This window comes from Streptomyces sp. NBC_00190 (genome assembly GCF_036203305.1).
GTDB lineage: Bacteria > Actinomycetota > Actinomycetes > Streptomycetales > Streptomycetaceae > Streptomyces.
This window is the reverse complement of the sequence record NZ_CP108131.1, coordinates 2,169,017-2,185,476: the sequence shown is the minus strand read 5'-3', so window position 1 is coordinate 2,185,476 and position 16,460 is coordinate 2,169,017. Positions and strand designations below refer to the sequence as shown.

The following is a 16,460-nucleotide window of genomic DNA, read 5'->3' as shown; positions in this document are numbered from 1 at the left end:
GGCAACCCCCGGACCCCCGGCAGGTGCCGGTCCCGTACGCCGTCATGAACGCAACTCCTTGCCGGTCAGCTCCAAGAACACGTCCTCCAGGGTGTGCCGCTCCACCGAGAGGCTGTCCGGCATGACGCCGTGCTGCGCGCACCAGGAGGCGACGGTGGCCAGCAGCTGGGGGTCGACGTCGCCGGTGACCCGGTAGACGCCCGGGGTGAGCTCGGCGGCCTGGGTGCCGTCGGGCAGCGCCTTGAGCAGCGAGGCGAGGTCCAGGGCGGGCCGGCCGGTGAAGCGCAGCGTGTTCTCTGCGCCGCCCCGGCACAGCTGCTCGGGGCTGCCGTGGGCGATGACCTTGCCCGCGTCCACGATGGCGACCTCGTCCGCGAGCTGCTCGGCCTCGTCCATGTGGTGGGTGGTGAGCACGACGGAGACCCCGTCCGCGCGCAGCTCCCGTACGAGCTCCCAGGTCGCGCGACGGGCCTGCGGGTCCAGGCCTGCGGTGGGCTCGTCCAGGAAGACCAGCTCGGGGCGGCCGACCACGGCCATGGCGAGGGCCAGGCGCTGCTGCTGGCCGCCGGAGAGCCTGCGGTAGGGGGTGCGGCCGCAGCCGCCGAGGCCGAGGCGCTCCACGAGGGGGCCGACGTCGAGCGGGTCGGCGTACAGCTTGGCCATGTGGCGCAGCATCTCGACCGCGCGGGCCCCGGAGTAGACGCCTCCGGACTGGAGCATCACGCCGATCCGGGGGCGCAGCGCCTCGGCCTGGGCGACCGGGTCGAGGCCGAGGACGCGGACGGTGCCGGCGTCGGGGCGGCGGTAGCCCTCGCAGGTTTCCACCGTGGTCGTCTTGCCCGCGCCGTTGGGACCGAGGACCGCGGTGACGGAGGCCCTGCGGACGGTGAGGTCCAGGCCGTCCACCGCTGCCCTGGGGCCGTACCGCTTCACCAGTCCGCGGATCTCCACGGCGGGGTCGTTGCTCATGGGGGATGAGTCTACGGAGCCGGGGGAGGGCTGTTTCCGTCGCCTTCGGATTCGAAGCTCGTGACGCGATCACGGCTGATTTCGGCATGTCGGTCCTGGATGGCCCAGCGCCGGCAGGTGGTCTTTTCCGGAATGCGATGTCCGCCGTCCGGGACGCCCCATGGGTGGAGGATGGCTGGTGGGAGGCCGTGTGGCGGTCCACCGGCGGCCCGGCGAGAGTGCGGAGCGTTTCCCTCCGGATAACTCTGCGTCGACAGATTAGGTAACCCTTAGTGATGGAGGCCACCAGGGGTGGCGTCCGTCACGGCTTGTCGCCGCTCGACTAATTACGCAACAATGGCGTTGTGAAATACGGCGAACGGCAGATCGAGACCCCCCAGGGGGAGCTCGCGACCGGGGAGCGGTCAACCCGCAACCGGGTCGCGCGGTCCATCCTGGACCACGGTCCGTCCACCGTCGCCGACCTCGCCCAGCGCCTCGGCCTCACCCAGGCCGCCGTCCGCCGCCACCTCGACACGCTCGTCGCCGACGACGTGGTCGCACCCCGTGAGCAGCGTGTGTACGGCGCGCGCACCCGGGGCCGGCCCGCCAAGGTCTTCGCGCTCACCGATTGCGGCCGCGATGCCTTCGACCAGTCCTACGACACGCTCGCCGCGGACGCCCTGCGCTGGATCGCGCAGTCCGTCGGCGGCGGAGAGCGGGGAGAGGCGGCCGTCGCCGCCTTCGCCCGGTCGCGGATGGAAGAGCAGGCGAAGGCCTACCGGGAAGCCGTCGACGCGGCCGCTGCGGAGGAGCGTACGGAGGCCCTTGCCAGGGCGTTGACCGTCGACGGGTACGCTGCTACGGCGAAGAGCGCTCCCGGTCCGCAACGCGGTGAACAGCTCTGCCAGCACCACTGCCCGGTCGCACACGTCGCCGAGCAGTTCCCGCAGCTCTGCGAGGCGGAGACCGAGGTCTTCTCCCGCCTGCTCGGGACCCATGTGCAGCGCCTCGCCACGATCGCCCACGGCGACGGAGTGTGCACGACGTTCATTCCGCGTAGCGCGAGCACCACACAGACCGACACATCAGTATCTGCAAGTACGGCCGGGAGGAACCCCGCATGACCACGGAGACTGCTCACCCTGAGCTCGATGGCCTGGGCACCTACGAATACGGCTGGGCCGACTCCGACGCGGCCGGCGCCGCTGCCAAGCGGGGTCTGTCCGAGGATGTCGTGCGCGACATCTCGGCGAAGAAGTCCGAGCCGGAGTGGATGCTGAAGCTCCGCCTCAAGGGTCTCAAGCTGTTCGACAAGAAGCCCATGCCGAACTGGGGCTCCGACCTCACGGGCATCGACTTCGACAACATCAAGTACTTCGTGCGCTCCACCGAGAAGCAGGCCGCTTCCTGGGAGGACCTGCCGGAGGACATCAAGAACACGTACGACAAGCTCGGCATCCCGGAGGCGGAGAAGCAGCGCCTCGTCGCCGGTGTCGCCGCCCAGTACGAGTCCGAGGTCGTCTACCACCAGATCCGCGAGGACCTGGAGGAGCAGGGCGTGATCTTCCTCGACACGGACACCGCGCTCAAGGAGCACCCGGAGCTCTTCCAGGAGTACTTCGGCACGGTCATCCCGGTCGGCGACAACAAGTTCGCGTCCCTGAACACCGCCGTGTGGTCGGGCGGCTCGTTCATCTACGTGCCCAAGGGCGTCAAGGTCGACATCCCGCTCCAGGCCTACTTCCGTATCAACACGGAGAACATGGGCCAGTTCGAGCGGACGCTGATCATCGTCGACGAGGACGCGTACGTCCACTACGTCGAGGGCTGCACCGCCCCGATCTACTCCTCGGACTCGCTGCACAGCGCCGTGGTCGAGATCATCGTGAAGAAGGGCGGCCGCTGCCGCTACACGACGATCCAGAACTGGTCGAACAACGTCTACAACCTGGTCACCAAGCGCGCCGTGGCGTACGAGGGCGCGACCATGGAGTGGATCGACGGCAACATCGGTTCCAAGGTCACCATGAAGTACCCGGCCGTCTACCTGATGGGCGAGCACGCCAAGGGCGAGACCCTGTCCATCGCCTTCGCGGGCGAGGGCCAGCACCAGGACGCCGGCTCCAAGATGGTCCACATGGCGCCGAACACCTCCTCGAACATCGTCTCGAAGTCGGTGGCCCGAGGCGGCGGCCGCACCTCCTACCGAGGCCTGGTCGAGATCGGCGAGGGCGCCCACGGCTCCAAGTCCAACGTGCTGTGCGACGCGCTCCTGGTCGACACGATCTCCCGCTCGGACACGTACCCCTACGTGGACGTGCGTGAGGACGACGTCTCCATGGGCCACGAGGCCACCGTTTCCAAGGTCTCCGACGACCAGCTCTTCTACCTGATGAGCCGCGGTCTGACGGAGTTCGAGGCGATGGCCATGATCGTGCGCGGCTTCGTCGAGCCCATCGCGCGCGAGCTGCCCATGGAGTACGCCCTGGAGCTGAACCGGCTGATCGAGCTGCAGATGGAGGGTTCGGTCGGTTAATCCCCGACCGCCCCACCACCAGCTCCGCTAACGACGTAGGAAGAGAGCAAGACGACAGCCATGGCTGAGGCTCAGAACATTCCGGCGGGTTCGACCACCGCCGGCGCGATCGCGGTGGCCGCCGAGTCGACCGTCGCCACCCGGATGAGCGCCCCCCCGTCCTTCGACGTGGCGGACTTCCCCGTGCCCCACGGCCGCGAGGAGGAGTGGCGCTTCACCCCGCTCGCCCGCCTGCGTGGTCTCCACGACGGCACCGCGGTCGCCAACGGCACCATGAAGGCCCAGATCGACGCGCCCGAGGGCGTCACCGTCGAGTCGGTGGAGCGCGACGACGCGCGCATCGGCAAGGCCGGCACCCCGGTGGACCGGATCGCCGCCCAGGCGTTCTCGTCCTTCGCCAAGGCCACGGTCGTCACCGTGCCCAAGGAGGCCGTCCTGACCGAGCCGGTGCGCGTCACGCTGCACGGCGAGGGCGGCACGACCTTCGGCCACACCGTCTTCGACGTGCAGGCCTTCGCCGAGGCCGTCATCGTCATCGACCACACCGGTGACGGCGTGCGCGCCGCCAATGTCGACTTCCTGATCGGCGACGGCGCCAAGCTCACCGTCGTGTCCGTGCAGGACTGGGACGACACCGCCGTCCACGTCTCCCAGCACAACGCGCTGGTCGGCCGCGACGCGACCTTCAAGTCGATCGTGGTCACCTTCGGCGGCGACGTCGTACGCCTGCACCCGCGGGTCAGCTACGCCGGTCCGGGCGGCGAGGCCGAGCTCTTCGGCCTGTACTTCACGGACGCCGGCCAGCACCAGGAGCACCGCCTCCTGGTCACGCACGACGCCCCGCACTGCAAGTCGAACGTGGTCTACAAGGGCGCGCTCCAGGGCCAGGACGCCCACGCCGTCTGGATCGGTGACGTGCTCATCCAGAAGACCGCCGAGGGCACCGACACCTACGAGATGAACCGCAACCTCGTCCTCACGGACGGCGCGCGGGTCGACTCGGTGCCGAACCTGGAGATCGAGACCGGCGAGATCGTCGGCGCCGGCCACGCCTCCGCGACCGGCCGCTTCGACGACGAGCAGCTCTTCTACCTGCAGGCCCGTGGCATCCCGGCCGACGACGCCCGCCGCCTGGTCGTGCGCGGCTTCTTCGCCGAGCTCGTCCAGCAGATCGGTGTCGACGACATCGAGGAGCGCCTGCTCGCCAAGATCGAGGCCGAGCTCCAGGGCTCCGTCTGATGAACTACGTCAAGGCCTGTGCGCTGAGCGAGCTGGAGGAGAACTCCCCCAAGCGGGTGGAGCTCGACGGCACGCCGGTGTCCATCGTCCGCGCCGAGGGAGAGGTGTTCGCGATCAACGACATCTGCTCGCACGCGAACGTCTCGCTCTCGGAGGGCGAGGTCGAGGACTGCATGATCGAGTGCTGGCTGCACGGGTCTTCCTTCGACCTGCGCACCGGCAAGCCCTCGGGCCTGCCCGCGACGCGCCCCGTACCCGTATACCCCGTAAAGATCGAAGGGGACGACGTGCTCGTCTCCCTCACCCAGGAGTCCTGAGGTATCCATGGCAACGCTTGAAATCCACGACCTGCACGTCTCCGTCGAGGCCGAGAACGGCGCCCGCGAGATCCTCAAGGGCGTCGACCTCACCGTCAAGCAGGGTGAGACGCACGCCATCATGGGTCCGAACGGCTCCGGCAAGTCCACCCTGGCGTACTCGCTCGCCGGTCACCCGAAGTACACCGTCACCGGTGGCACCGTGACCCTCGACGGCGAAGACGTCCTGGAGATGACCGTCGACGAGCGCGCCCGCGCCGGCGTCTTCCTCGCCATGCAGTACCCGGTCGAGGTCCCCGGCGTCTCGGTCTCCAACTTCCTGCGCACCTCGGCCACCGCCATCCGCGGCGAGGCCCCGAAGCTGCGTACCTGGGTGAAGGAGGTCAAGTCCGCGATGGAGCAGCTCCAGATGGACCCGGCCTTCGCCGAGCGCAACGTCAACGAGGGCTTCTCCGGCGGTGAGAAGAAGCGCCACGAGATCCTGCAGCTGGAGCTCCTGAAGCCGAAGATCGCGATCCTCGACGAGACCGACTCCGGCCTCGACGTCGACGCCCTGCGCCAGGTCTCCGAGGGCGTCAACCGCGTCCGCGAGACCGGCGAGGTCGGCACCTTGCTGATCACCCACTACACGCGCATCCTGCGCTACATCAAGCCCGACTTCGTCCACGTCTTCTCCGAAGGCCGCATCGTCGAGTCCGGCGGCGCCGAGCTCGCCGACAAGCTGGAGGCCGAAGGCTACGAGTCGTACAGCACGAAGGGTGGCGCGACCGCGTGACACAGTTGCCTGGCCTCCTCGACATCGAGGCGATCCGCAAGGACTTCCCCCTTCTGGATCGTGTGGTCCACGACGGGAAGAAGATCGTTTACCTGGACAACGCGGCGACTTCGCAGAAGCCGCGCCAGGTGCTCGACGCGCTGAACGAGTACTACGAGCAGCACAACGCCAACGTCCACCGCGGCGTGCACGTGCTCGCCGAGGAGGCCACGGCGCTGTACGAGGGCGCCCGCGACAAGGTCGCCGCCTTCATCAACGCGCCGAGCCGCGACGAGGTGATCTTCACCAAGAACGCCTCGGAGTCGCTCAACCTGGTCGCGAACATGCTCGGCTGGGCGGACGAGCCCTACCGGGTCGACCGCGAGACCGAGATCGCCATCACGGAGATGGAGCACCACTCCAACATCGTCCCGTGGCAGCTGCTCTCGCAGCGCACCGGCGCGAAGCTGAAGTGGTTCGGCCTGACCGACGACGGCCGGCTCGACCTGTCCAACATCGAAGAGGTCATCACGGAGAAGACGAAGATCGTCTCCTTCACGCTGGTCTCCAACATCATGGGCACGGTCAACCCGGTCGAGGCGATCGTCCGGCGTGCCCAGGACGTCGGCGCCCTGGTGCTGATCGACGCCTCCCAGGCCGCCCCGCACATGCCGCTGGACGTGCAGGAGCTCGGTGCCGACTTCGTGGCCTTCACCGGCCACAAGATGTGCGGCCCGACCGGCATCGGCGTCCTGTGGGGCCGCCAGGAGCTGCTGGAGGACCTGCCCCCGTTCCTCGGCGGCGGCGAGATGATCGAGACCGTGTCGATGCACGCCTCGACCTACGCCCCGGCGCCCCACAAGTTCGAGGCGGGTACGCCCCCGATCGCCCAGGCCGTCGGCCTCGGCGCGGCCGTGGACTACCTGTCCGCGATCGGCATGGACAAGATCGCCGCGCATGAGCACGCGATCACCGAGTACGCGATCAAGCGCCTCGCCGAGGTGCCCGACCTGCGGATCATCGGCCCCACCACGGCCGAGGACCGCGGCGCCGCGATCTCCTTCGTGCTCGGCGACATCCACCCGCACGACGTGGGCCAGGTGCTGGACGAGCAGGGCATCGCGGTCCGCGTGGGACACCACTGCGCGCGCCCCGTCTGCCTGCGCTACGGAATTCCCGCGACGACGCGAGCGTCTTTCTACCTGTACTCCTCTCCCGCCGATGTCGACGCGCTGATCGACGGGCTGGAGCACGTACGGAACTTCTTCGGATGACGAAGAACGAGACGAAGGCGCTGGGGTCGCTGTGAAGCTGGATTCGATGTACCAGGAACTGATCCTGGACCACTACAAGCACCCGCACGGGCGTGGCCTGCGCGACGGTGACGCCGAGGTGCACCACGTCAACCCGACGTGCGGCGACGAGATCACGCTGCGCGTGAAGTACGACGGCGAGACGCTGACCGATGTCTCGTACGAGGGCCAGGGCTGCTCCATCAGCCAGGCCAGCGCGTCCGTGCTGAACGAGCTGCTCGTCGGCAAGGAGCTGGCCGAGGCGCAGAAGATCCAGGGCGTGTTCCTGGAGATGATGCAGTCGAAGGGCAAGATCGAGCCCGACGAGGCCATGGAGGAGGTGCTGGAGGACGCGGTCGCGTTCGTCGGCGTCTCCAAGTACCCGGCTCGCGTGAAGTGTGCTCTGCTGAGTTGGATGGCCTGGAAGGACGCGACCGCCCAGGCACTGGGCGACGCGGAGAGGAAGACGGCATGACCGAGAACGCGACGCCCGAGGCGTCGATCAAGCCGGCCACCGAGGAAGAGGTCCGCGAGGCCCTCTACGACGTGGTCGACCCCGAGCTGGGGATCGACGTCGTCAACCTGGGCCTGATCTACGGCATCCACATCGACGACGCGAACATCGCCACCCTCGACATGACGCTGACCTCGGCGGCCTGCCCGCTGACGGACGTCATCGAGGACCAGGCGAAGTCGGCGACGGACGGCATCGTCAACGAACTTCGCATCAACTGGGTCTGGATGCCGCCGTGGGGCCCGGACAAGATCACGGACGACGGCCGTGAGCAGCTCCGCGCGCTCGGCTTCAACGTCTGATCACATGCAGGTGAGGGCCCCCGGCACGGTCGTGCCGGGGGCCCTCCTCGTTTTCCGCCGGACTCTCTTCCGGTGCGCCTTCTTCCGGTCCGCTGTTCTCCGGGTGGACGGATGAAGTGCACGCGGAGTTGGCCATGGTGGCCGAATCTTCTCGACGGCCGTCACGACGTGACGCAGACCACGAGAGGACCACCCGTGACCGTTCGCCTTTCACCGGCGCGCCGTTGGGGCGCCGCGGGCGCCGCAGGGGCCGCGGCCCTGCTCGTCGCGGGGCTGACCGCTCCCGTGGCCGCGGGAGCCGTCCTGCCGGAGGCCGCCGCCGTGACCGTCTCGCTGTCCGCCACGCATCTGAGCGGTGCGGTGGGCGCGTACGGCGACCCGGCCGTGACGGCGGACGTCGGGCAGGCCGGTGTACCGGACGGATTCCTGCGGCTGAGAGTGGTCTCCTCCAGCAATCCGGCCGTCGCGGGCGTGGGCGACGTACGGCAGGAGCGGACCCGCGAAGGGGACCGGCGCCTGACGGTGCAGGCCCACGGGCAGGGCTACACCGAGCTGACCCTGGAGGTCACCGGGCGCGGCGGGAAGACCGCCACGGCCACCCTGTCCTACGCGGCCTCCGCGCGCGTGGGCAACGGCCTCGGCACGCGCTACCTGACCGGCTCCTCGGACGCCTCCGCCGCCGTCGACGTGGGCGGCGGTCACGTGCTGGTGGCCGACGACGAGTCCAACGTGCTGCGGCTGTACGACCGTTCCCGTTCCGGCGCCCCGGTGAAGTCCTGGGATCTCGGTCCCGCGTTCGGCCTGAAGAAGGAGGCCGACATCGAGGCGGCCGCCCGGGTCGGCGACACCGTCTACTGGACGGGCTCGCTGGGCAACAACAAGGACGGCGAGTACAAGGCCGAGCGGAACACCGTCTTCACGACGAAGATCACCGGCTCCGGCGCCGCGACCGAGGTCACCTTCGCCCGTGCCTACCGGGGCCTGCGCCAGGACCTGGTGGCCTGGGACACGGCGAACGGCAACCGCTACGGCTTCGCGGCGGGGACCGCGGCCGGCCAGGTGCCGAAGCAGATCGACGGGTTTAACGTGGAAGGGCTGGAGTTCGCGCCCGGCTCCACCACCACCGCCTACCTGGGCTTCCGGGTCCCGCTGGCGCCCGCCGTCCCCGGCGCCAAGGCGCTGATCGTGCCCGTCACCAACTTCGACCAGGTCCTGGCGTCCGGGGCCGAGGCGGTCTTCGGGACGGGCATCGAGCTCGACCTCGGCGGCCTCGCCATCCGTGACATCCGCAAGAACGCGGCGAACCAGTACCTGATCCTGGCCGGTTCCTGGGCGGCGGACGACAACTCCGACCCGTACGCGCTCTACCAGTGGGACGGCGTCCCCGGCCACGCGCCGAAGAAGCGGGCCGACCTGCCCACCTCCGACCCCGGCGGCTGGGAGGCCGTGGTCGACGTACCCGATCTGCGGGCTCCCGGCGCCCCAGTCCAGCTGATCACCGACAGCGGCGCCGCCGACCTGTACGGCGACGGCACCGAGGCCAAGGACCTCGGCCACCCGGAGTGGAAGAAGTCCCGGTCCGCATGGTTCACGCTCAACTTCACCCGTGGGGGTCACCGATGAAGAAGTTCGCTGTCGCAGGTCTCGCGGCGATGGTGGTCGCCGCGGTCGGCGCGCCCGCCCAGGCCGTGACGTACGGGACGCCCACCATCGGGCTGTCCGCCTCCTACCTGTCCGGGGCAGTCGGCGCCGTCGGGGACCCGGTGGTGAACGTGACCGTGGGGCAGAGCGGGGCCGACGCCTCCGCGCTGACCGTCAGCGCCTCGGCGTCGAGCAAGGCCTCCGTCGCCGGTACCGGCGACGTCACCGTGACCGGAGCCGGGGCGGTGCGGCAGCTGGCCGTCGCCGCGCGGGGCCGCGGCTACACCAACCTCACCGTCAAGGTGACCGGGCTGGGCGGCAAGACGGCCACCAAGACCCTGTACTACGCGGCTTCGGCCGCCGTGCAGAACCCGGCCGACGCGCGGTACCTCACCGGGTCCTCGGACGCCTCGGCCGCCGTCGACGTGGGCGGCGGGTACGCGATCGTCGCCGACGACGAGTCCAACGTGCTGCGCCTGTACGACCGTTCGCGGTCGGGTGCCCCGGTGCGGACCTGGGACTTCAGCTCGCAGCTCGGGGTCACCAAGGAGGTGGACATCGAGGGGGCGACCCGGATCGGTGACACCATCTACTGGACGGGCTCGCTCGGCAACAACAAGGATGGCGAGTACAAGGCGCCCCGGAACACGGTGTTCACCACCACGGTGAGCGGATCCGGGACCGGCACGCAGCTCGCGTACGAGCGCTCGTACAAGAAGCTCCGCGACGATCTGGTGGCCTGGGACACGGCGAACGGCAACCGCTACGGCTTCGCGGCGGGGACCGCGGCCGGCCAGGCGCCGAAGCAGATCGACGGATTCAACGTGGAAGGGCTGGAGTTCGCGCCCGGCTCCACCGCCACCGCCTACCTGGGCTTCCGGGCCCCGCTGGCGCCCGCCGTCCCCGGCGGCAAGGCGCTGATCGTGCCCGTCACCAACTTCGACCAGGTCCTGGCGTCCGGGGTCGAGGCGGTCTTCGGGACGGGCATCGAGCTCGACCTCGGCGGGCTGTCCGTCCGTGACATCCGCAAGAACGCGGCGAACCAGTACCTGATCCTGGCCGGTTCCTGGGCGGCGGACGACAACTCCGACCCGTACGCGCTCTACCAGTGGGACGGCGTCCCCGGCCACGCCCCGGTCAAGCGGGCCGACCTGCCGACCACCGACCCCGGCGGCTGGGAGGCCATCGTGGACGTGCCCGACCTGACGGCGGCGGGCGCGCGGGTGCAGCTGGTCACCGACAGCGGTTCGGCGGACCTGTACGGGGACGGCGTCGAGGCCAAGGACCTGACGCACCCGGAGTGGAAGAAGGCCCGCACGGCCTGGTTCACCCTGGGCTGAGCCCCGGTCCGAGGCGCAGCAGCCGGTCCATGTAGAGCAGGCCCGAAGCCGGCTGCGGGAAGGCCAGCAGCAGGGCCGGGGCGAGCAGCGCGCCGAGCACACCGAACCGCAGCGGGACGGCGAACGCGGCGCCCAGCGCGAGGGCCCCGGCCGGGACCGTGACGCCGAAGGTCCGCCACCAGGCCCCCCGCACCAGGCGGGCCGAACGGCGCAGGGCCGCCACCGGGCCGAGCCGCTCGTACCCGGCGGCCGTGGGCGCCAGGGCGAAGAGCACTCCGAGCCAGAGGGCGACCGGGGCGAGGGGGAGCAGCGCGAGCGGCGGCAGGCCCGCCGCGAGCGCGGCCGCGCCGGGGCCCGCGGCGGCGAGCAGGGCCAGCAGCCGGGCCCCGAGCACGGCCGGGATCCGGGGCGTCGCCGCCCGCAGCAGCCCGAGCGTGGTGACGGGCCGCCCGAGCACGGCGGGCCGGAGCAGCGCGGCGGCCAGGGCGGTGGCCAGCGCCCAGCCGGCCAGCAGGAACAGGGCGACGGCGGGGACCAGGGTGTGGACGAACACCCCGCTGCCGACAGTACGGGTGACGGAGGCGAGGGTGGCCGCTCCGGCGACGGCGACGAGCAGGAGCAGCCCGGCCAGCTGGCCCAGCAGCAGCGCGCCGAGCAGCCGGCCGCCGTACCGGCCCAGGGTGGTGAGCGTCCCGTCGAGGATGTCCCGCGGCCCCAGTGGGCGCAGGGGTATCACCTCGGGCCGTGGAGAGCGCGGGGGCAGCCAGCCGCCGCCCCGATGGGTCCAGTGCTGCGCCATGCGCGGGCCCTCCGTCCGCCGGGAGCTCCTTGCGGGCTCCTGGGAGGCGGACAGGGTAGCGCCGGAGGCCGCAGGAGTCCCGGGTGCTGCATATGTACGTCCGTACACATCGTTGTGTACTCTTGTACACATGCCTTACGCACTGCTTGCCGCGGCCATCGCCGCCGAGGTCGCCGGGACCACCGCCATGAAGTACAGCGACGGCTTCACGAAGCTGTGGCCCTCGCTGGGCACGCTGCTGGGCTACGTCATCGCCTTCACCCTGCTCGCGCAGACGCTGAAGACGATGTCGGTGGGCACGGCGTACGCGATATGGGCCGGGGTCGGGACCGCCGCGATCGCCGCCATAGGGATGGTGTTCATGGGGGAGGCGGCCACCGCCGCGAAGATCGCCGGGATCGCCCTGGTGATCGGTGGCGTGGTGCTGCTGAACCTGGGGGGCGCGCACTGATGGCTCCCGGCGCGCGCAGGTACGACCCCGAGCGGAGGCAGCGGATCATCGACGCGGCGATCCGGGTGGTGGCCGCCAAGGGCATCGCGGGGCTGAGCCACCGCAGCGCGGCCGCGGAGGCCGACGTACCGCTCGGGTCGACCACCTACCACTTCAAGACGCTCGACGACCTGCTGGTCGCCGCCCTGCGGCAGGCCAACGAGGCCTACGCGCCCGCCCTGGCCGTGCGGGACGGCGAGGACCTCGCGGGCGCCCTCGCGCGGCTGCTGGGGGAGAGCCTGTCGGCCGACCGGGGCCGGGCCGAGCTGGAGTACGAGCTCTACCTGGCGGCCCTGCGACGGCCCGCGCTGCGGCCGGTGGCGGCGGAGTGGTGCGAGGCCGTCGCCGCCGCCCTGGCCCCGTGGACCGACCCGGTGACGGCGCGCGCCCTGGTCGCCGTCATGGACGGCATCAGCCTGCAGGTCCTCCTGACGGACGCCGAGTACGACGAGCCGTACGCCCGCGAGATCCTGGGCCGGGTCCTGCGTCCGTCCTAGGTTGCCGAGCGGACCGACGCCAGGGCCGCCTGGACGCTCGCCTCGATGTCCTGGATCGGGTAGAACACCTCGCGCACGGTGCGGTCGCGGTCCAGGACCAGGGTCAGCCGCTTGATCCGGGTCGTGCCCGCCGCGCGGAAGGTCGGCAGCCGCAGCGCCGCCGTCAGGGCCAGATCCGCGTCCGAGAGGAGCGGGAAGCGCAGCCGCTCCTGCTCCGCGAACTCCCGCTGCTCGTCCGGCCGCTGGGTCGACACGCCGTGCACGGTGGCGCCGGCCGCGGTGAACTCCGCGAGCTGGTCGCGGTAGGTGCACGACTCGAACGTGCAGCCCTTTGCGCCCGGTATCCCGGCCCAGCCCGGCGGGTAGGACTCGGCGCGCGCGTACGCGCCCGGGAAGCAGTACAGGACCGTGAACGCGGTGTCCGCCACCGGGTCGCGCAGCTCGCCGAAACGGTCCGGCAGGGCCAGCTCCGGAAGCCGGGTGCCGCGCAGCGCGTGCACCCGTTCCGCCTCCCGGGAGGCCTCCGCGGTCGTCGCCGTCATCTCTCCCTCTCCCAGGATCCAGCTGTCCCCCCAGTCCTGGAGGGCCACCAGCACCGGCAGCAGTCCCCGCCCGCGCGGGGTCAGCCGGTACTCGTGCCGCACCGGACGTTCCTGGTACGGCTCGCGCGTCAGCACCCCGGCCTCGACCAGCAGCTTCAGCCGCTCGGCCAGGACCTTCCGGGACATCCCCAGCTCGCGCTGGAGCTCCTCGAAGCGGTGCAGACCGCGCGCGGCGTCGCGCACGATCAGCAGCGTCCACCAGTCGCCCACCACGTCGAGGGCCTGGGCGATGGAGCAGTCCACGTCGCCGAGGTGTGTGCGCTGGGCCATGGGAACTCCTTTGTCCGTTGACCCAAGGCTGTCATGCTGACATAGTCCGTTCCCAAAAGGAACTGACCCGCTTCGGGGATACGGGGGACACGGGTGTGCTGCAGGGGTTCAAGGACGTACCGAGGACTGTGTGGCTGCTGGCTGCGGGGATCTTCGTCAATGCCGTCGTCAGCTTCACCTTCGTCTTCGTCTTCCTCTACCTGACCGGCCCGCGCGGCCTCGGCGCCGCCCAGGCGGGCCTGGTCGTCGGCGTCGGCGGCGTCGGCCTGGTCGCCGGGAACTTCACCGGCGGCTGGTACGGCGACCGCTTCGGCCACCGCCGCGTGCTGCTCACCGCCTCCGCGCTCGGCGGCGCCGCCCTCGTCGTCCTGCCGACGGTCCCGACGGGCCTGCTGGCCCTCGTCCTGCCGCTCGCCCAGTACGCCTCCGGGGTGATCCGGGCCGCCAACTCCGCGCTGGTCGCCGTCACCGTGCCGGAGGGCTCCCGGCGCCAGGCCTTCGCCGTCACCCGCTGCATGTCCAACGCCGGCTTCGCGGTGGGCGCACCGCTCGGGGCCCTGGTCGCGACCGGACTCTCGTACGGCTGGCTCTTCGTCGCGGACGGCCTCGGCACCCTCTTCTTCGCCGTCTGGACCGCCCGGGTCGTCCCGGCCAGGGCGGCCACGACCCCTTCCGCGGCCCCGGACGGGGGTCTGGGCCGCGGAGGGCTGTGGCGGGAGCTGCGCGCGCGGCCGGCCGTCCTCGTGCTGCTCGGCGCGATCGCCGTCATCGACCTCGTCTACCGGCAGCACTACACGACGTTCCCGGTGTTCCTCGCCGACCACGGCATGGACACCCGCGCGTACGGGCTGCTCATCGGGATCAACGGCGGCGTCATCATGCTCCTGGAGATACCCGCCGCCCTCGCCCTGCGCCGGCGTTCCCCGCTGCACGTCATCGGCAGCGGTCTGGTGCTGGTGGGCGGCGGCTACGCGATGCTGCTGCTCGGGGTGGGCATCGCGACCACCGTCGCGATGATGGTGCTGCTCACCCTCGGCGAGATCCTCTACAAGACCACCGCCACCGCGTACGTCGCCGACGAGTCGCCCGAGCACGCCATCGGCCGGTTCCAGAGCCTGTACGCGGGCGTGTCCGTCAGTGGCGTCGTCCTCGCGGGGCCCCTCGGCGGAGCCCTGTACGACGCCGCGCCCGGCCTGCTGTGGCCCGTGTGCGCGGTGCTCGGCGCGGCCGCCGGGGTGACCGTGCTGGTCATGGGTGCGCCGGGGGCGCGGCGACGCGCGCGACCGGCACATGAGACCGGTTCGCGACCGCGGGCCGTCGCCGGTTAGGTTTCTGGCATGACTGCTACGCGTACCACCGGCGCCGTCGCCGCCGGACTTGCCACCATCACCGCCGACGGCACCGTCCTCGACACCTGGTTCCCCGCCCCCGAGCTGGTCGCCGAGCCCGGCCCGGCCGGCACCGAGCGCCTCACCGCCGAGCAGGCCGTGGAGCTGCTGGGCGCCGCCGCGTCGAAGGCGATCCGCCAGGACGCGGTCCGCGGCGTCGAGGTCGTGGCCGTCCGTACGGTGATCTCCTCCCTGGAGGACAAGCCGCTGGACGCGCACGACGCGTACCTGCGCCTGCACCTGCTCAGCCACCGCCTGGTCAAGCCGCACGGCCAGAACCTCGACGGTGTCTTCGGCCTGCTCACCAACGTCGCCTGGACCTCGCTGGGCCCGGTCGCCGTCGACCAGGTCGAGACCGTCCGGCTCAACGCGCGCGCCGAGGGCCTGCACCTCCAGGTCACCTCGATCGACAAGTTCCCCCGGATGACGGACTACGTCGCCCCCAAGGGCGTGCGCATCGCCGACGCGGACCGTGTCCGCCTCGGCGCGCACCTCGCCGAGGGCACCACCGTCATGCACGAGGGCTTCGTCAACTTCAACGCCGGCACGCTCGGCACCTCCATGGTCGAGGGCCGCATCTCCGCGGGTGTCGTGGTCGGCGACGGCTCCGACATCGGCGGCGGCGCCTCCACCATGGGCACCCTCTCGGGCGGCGGCAAGCAGATCATCTCGATCGGCGAGCGCACCCTGATCGGCGCCGAGGCGGGCGTGGGCATCGCGCTCGGCGACGAGTGCGTCGTCGAGGCCGGCCTCTACGTGACCGCGGGCACCCGCGTCACCCTGCCGGACGGCCAGATCGTCAAGGCCCTGGAGCTCTCGGGCGCCAACAACATCCTCTTCCGCCGCAACTCGGTCACCGGCGCCGTCGAGGCCCGCCCGTACAAGGCGGCCTGGGGCGGCCTGAACGAGGTCCTGCACAGCCACAACTGACGCCTGCTCCTCGCCGTCACTTTCCCGGAATGCCCTTGAGGTGCGGGCCGTTGTCGATCAGCTTGCCCTTGTTCATGGCGGCCGAGCGTTCTTCCGGCGTGACACACAGGGCGTCGCCGTCGAAGCCCTTGCGCCAGATGTAGCCGGGCTTGCACGTGTGCGGTCCGTAGGCGCCGCCGCCCGACCGGCGCCCTGGAAGCGCAAAGCCCTCCACCTGCGGAGAAACCGCAGGTGGAGGGCTTGATTGCGCGAAGGGCCCGGCGGGCGATCAGCTCAGCGGGATCCTGCGGACCAGGCCGGCGAAGGCCTCCTTCTCCGCTTCGGTCAGCTCCACGGCCTCCATCGGGTGCGCGGCGGCGCCGCGCTGCGCCGGGATCACCGACAGGCCCTCGAAGGCGCCGGGCTCGGGGTGGCGCAAGCGGCTGCCCCGGAGCATGTGGCCGAGGCCGATGAGCCATACGAGGGCGGCGGCCAGCAGGACCGCGAGGCCGATTTCCTGGGTGAGGGAGATGGAGGGGAACATGCGGTCCTCCAAAAAACGAGCGTGAAGACGGGGTGGCGTGGAGCTACTCAACACCACAACCGGGCGATTCGGCAG

At 70.8% G+C, this 16,460-nt stretch carries 19 protein-coding genes; 14 read left to right on the top strand and 5 right to left on the bottom strand.

The features are described from left to right. Window positions 1–42 precede the first annotated feature (42 nt). Window positions 43–969 carry an ABC transporter ATP-binding protein gene (locus tag OG429_RS10710; protein ID WP_328925071.1) on the bottom strand — a complete coding sequence of 309 codons (927 nt, stop codon included), beginning with the start codon at window positions 967–969 and terminating at the stop codon, window positions 43–45. Window positions 970–1,313: 344 nt separating this feature from the next. Between OG429_RS10710 and OG429_RS10705 the strand changes: the two genes are divergently transcribed. The 10 genes from OG429_RS10705 to OG429_RS10660 all read left to right on the top strand — a co-directional run bounded on the left by OG429_RS10705 (window position 1,314) and on the right by OG429_RS10660 (window position 10,886). Then, window positions 1,314–2,075: a helix-turn-helix transcriptional regulator gene (locus OG429_RS10705; RefSeq protein WP_328925070.1), complete on the top strand. Its 762-nt coding sequence runs from the start codon at window positions 1,314–1,316 to the stop codon at window positions 2,073–2,075. Next, window positions 2,072–3,487 carry a Fe-S cluster assembly protein SufB gene (gene sufB, locus OG429_RS10700; RefSeq protein ID WP_328925069.1) on the top strand — a complete coding sequence of 472 codons (1,416 nt, stop codon included), beginning with the start codon at window positions 2,072–2,074 and terminating at the stop codon, window positions 3,485–3,487. Before OG429_RS10705 ends, sufB begins: the two co-directional genes overlap by 4 nt. Before the next feature lie 60 nt (window positions 3,488–3,547). Next, window positions 3,548–4,726: a Fe-S cluster assembly protein SufD gene (gene sufD, locus OG429_RS10695; protein WP_328925068.1), complete on the top strand. Its 1,179-nt coding sequence runs from the start codon at window positions 3,548–3,550 to the stop codon at window positions 4,724–4,726. Then, the gene (locus OG429_RS10690; RefSeq protein WP_328925067.1) at window positions 4,726–5,043 is read left to right on the top strand and encodes a bifunctional 3-phenylpropionate/cinnamic acid dioxygenase ferredoxin subunit; all 318 of its coding nucleotides are present in this window, start codon (window positions 4,726–4,728) and stop codon (window positions 5,041–5,043) included. The genes sufD and OG429_RS10690 overlap by 1 nt, the downstream gene beginning before the upstream one ends. Before the next feature lie 7 nt (window positions 5,044–5,050). Then, a complete protein-coding gene (gene sufC / locus OG429_RS10685; protein WP_328925066.1) occupies window positions 5,051–5,818 on the top strand; it encodes a Fe-S cluster assembly ATPase SufC in 768 nt (255 codons plus the stop codon). Further along, window positions 5,815–7,071 (top strand): cysteine desulfurase, encoded by a 1,257-nt coding sequence (locus tag OG429_RS10680; protein WP_328925065.1) that lies wholly within the window; start codon window positions 5,815–5,817, stop codon window positions 7,069–7,071. The genes sufC and OG429_RS10680 overlap by 4 nt, the downstream gene beginning before the upstream one ends. Before the next feature lie 31 nt (window positions 7,072–7,102). Next, window positions 7,103–7,564, top strand: a complete 462-nt coding sequence (gene sufU / locus OG429_RS10675) for a Fe-S cluster assembly sulfur transfer protein SufU (protein ID WP_030292254.1) — start codon at window positions 7,103–7,105, stop codon at window positions 7,562–7,564. Continuing rightward, window positions 7,561–7,905 (top strand): metal-sulfur cluster assembly factor, encoded by a 345-nt coding sequence (locus OG429_RS10670; protein ID WP_030388904.1) that lies wholly within the window; start codon window positions 7,561–7,563, stop codon window positions 7,903–7,905. The genes sufU and OG429_RS10670 overlap by 4 nt, the downstream gene beginning before the upstream one ends. Window positions 7,906–8,100: 195 nt before the next feature. Further along, complete coding sequence (locus OG429_RS10665; RefSeq protein WP_328925064.1) at window positions 8,101–9,528, top strand: hypothetical protein; 1,428 nt, start codon at window positions 8,101–8,103, stop codon at window positions 9,526–9,528. After that, entirely contained in the window at window positions 9,525–10,886 is a 1,362-nt protein-coding gene (locus OG429_RS10660) for a hypothetical protein (RefSeq protein WP_328925063.1), read from the top strand. Before OG429_RS10665 ends, OG429_RS10660 begins: the two co-directional genes overlap by 4 nt. On the opposite strand, the gene OG429_RS10655 is transcribed toward OG429_RS10660, so the two are convergent. After that, window positions 10,873–11,685, bottom strand: coding sequence for a hypothetical protein (locus OG429_RS10655; RefSeq protein ID WP_328925062.1), 813 nt, complete (start codon window positions 11,683–11,685; stop codon window positions 10,873–10,875). The two genes, OG429_RS10660 and OG429_RS10655, sit on opposite strands and share 14 nt — an antisense overlap. Before the next feature lie 130 nt (window positions 11,686–11,815). Here OG429_RS10655 and OG429_RS10650 point away from each other — a divergent pair, with 130 nt between their 5' ends. Both OG429_RS10650 and OG429_RS10645 read left to right on the top strand, forming a co-directional pair. Then, window positions 11,816–12,136, top strand: coding sequence for a DMT family transporter (locus OG429_RS10650; protein WP_328925061.1), 321 nt, complete (start codon window positions 11,816–11,818; stop codon window positions 12,134–12,136). Continuing rightward, on the top strand, window positions 12,136–12,672 hold the full coding sequence (locus OG429_RS10645; RefSeq protein ID WP_328925060.1) for a TetR/AcrR family transcriptional regulator: 537 nt from the start codon (window positions 12,136–12,138) through the stop codon (window positions 12,670–12,672). Before OG429_RS10650 ends, OG429_RS10645 begins: the two co-directional genes overlap by 1 nt. Here the strand turns inward: OG429_RS10645 and OG429_RS10640 are convergent. Continuing rightward, window positions 12,669–13,544, bottom strand: a complete 876-nt coding sequence (locus OG429_RS10640; RefSeq protein WP_328925059.1) for a winged helix-turn-helix transcriptional regulator — start codon at window positions 13,542–13,544, stop codon at window positions 12,669–12,671. The genes OG429_RS10645 and OG429_RS10640 overlap by 4 nt on opposite strands. 98 nt (window positions 13,545–13,642) lie before the next feature. On the opposite strand from OG429_RS10640, the gene OG429_RS10635 reads away from it, so the two are divergent. Together OG429_RS10635 and dapD are read left to right on the top strand one after the other, a co-directional pair. Then, window positions 13,643–14,872 (top strand): MFS transporter, encoded by a 1,230-nt coding sequence (locus OG429_RS10635; protein ID WP_328930226.1) that lies wholly within the window; start codon window positions 13,643–13,645, stop codon window positions 14,870–14,872. A 9-nt stretch (window positions 14,873–14,881) separates the two neighbouring features. Next, window positions 14,882–15,862 (top strand): 2,3,4,5-tetrahydropyridine-2,6-dicarboxylate N-succinyltransferase, encoded by a 981-nt coding sequence (gene dapD / locus OG429_RS10630; protein ID WP_328925058.1) that lies wholly within the window; start codon window positions 14,882–14,884, stop codon window positions 15,860–15,862. Window positions 15,863–15,878: 16 nt separating this feature from the next. Here dapD and OG429_RS10625 read toward each other — a convergent pair whose 3' ends face one another. Next, entirely contained in the window at window positions 15,879–16,076 is a 198-nt protein-coding gene (locus OG429_RS10625) for a hypothetical protein (RefSeq protein WP_328925057.1), read from the bottom strand. Window positions 16,077–16,130: 54 nt separating this feature from the next. Beyond that, a complete protein-coding gene (locus OG429_RS10620; RefSeq protein WP_328925056.1) occupies window positions 16,131–16,385 on the bottom strand; it encodes a hypothetical protein in 255 nt (84 codons plus the stop codon). Between the last annotated feature and the right edge of the window lie 75 nt (window positions 16,386–16,460).

Coding starts and splice junctions, on each gene's coding strand:
- OG429_RS10645 (WP_328925060.1), top strand. CDS start 12,136: ATGGCTCCCGGCGCGCGCAGGTACGACCCCGAGCGGAGGCAGCGGATC.
- sufB (WP_328925069.1), top strand. CDS start 2,072: ATGACCACGGAGACTGCTCACCCTGAGCTCGATGGCCTGGGCACCTAC.
- sufC (WP_328925066.1), top strand. CDS start 5,051: ATGGCAACGCTTGAAATCCACGACCTGCACGTCTCCGTCGAGGCCGAG.
- OG429_RS10690 (WP_328925067.1), top strand. CDS start 4,726: ATGAACTACGTCAAGGCCTGTGCGCTGAGCGAGCTGGAGGAGAACTCC.
- OG429_RS10650 (WP_328925061.1), top strand. CDS start 11,816: ATGCCTTACGCACTGCTTGCCGCGGCCATCGCCGCCGAGGTCGCCGGG.
- OG429_RS10710 (WP_328925071.1), bottom strand. CDS start 969: ATGAGCAACGACCCCGCCGTGGAGATCCGCGGACTGGTGAAGCGGTAC.
- OG429_RS10620 (WP_328925056.1), bottom strand. CDS start 16,385: ATGTTCCCCTCCATCTCCCTCACCCAGGAAATCGGCCTCGCGGTCCTG.
- sufD (WP_328925068.1), top strand. CDS start 3,548: ATGGCTGAGGCTCAGAACATTCCGGCGGGTTCGACCACCGCCGGCGCG.
- OG429_RS10640 (WP_328925059.1), bottom strand. CDS start 13,544: ATGGCCCAGCGCACACACCTCGGCGACGTGGACTGCTCCATCGCCCAG.
- OG429_RS10660 (WP_328925063.1), top strand. CDS start 9,525: ATGAAGAAGTTCGCTGTCGCAGGTCTCGCGGCGATGGTGGTCGCCGCG.
- dapD (WP_328925058.1), top strand. CDS start 14,882: ATGACTGCTACGCGTACCACCGGCGCCGTCGCCGCCGGACTTGCCACC.
- OG429_RS10670 (WP_030388904.1), top strand. CDS start 7,561: ATGACCGAGAACGCGACGCCCGAGGCGTCGATCAAGCCGGCCACCGAG.
- OG429_RS10655 (WP_328925062.1), bottom strand. CDS start 11,685: ATGGCGCAGCACTGGACCCATCGGGGCGGCGGCTGGCTGCCCCCGCGC.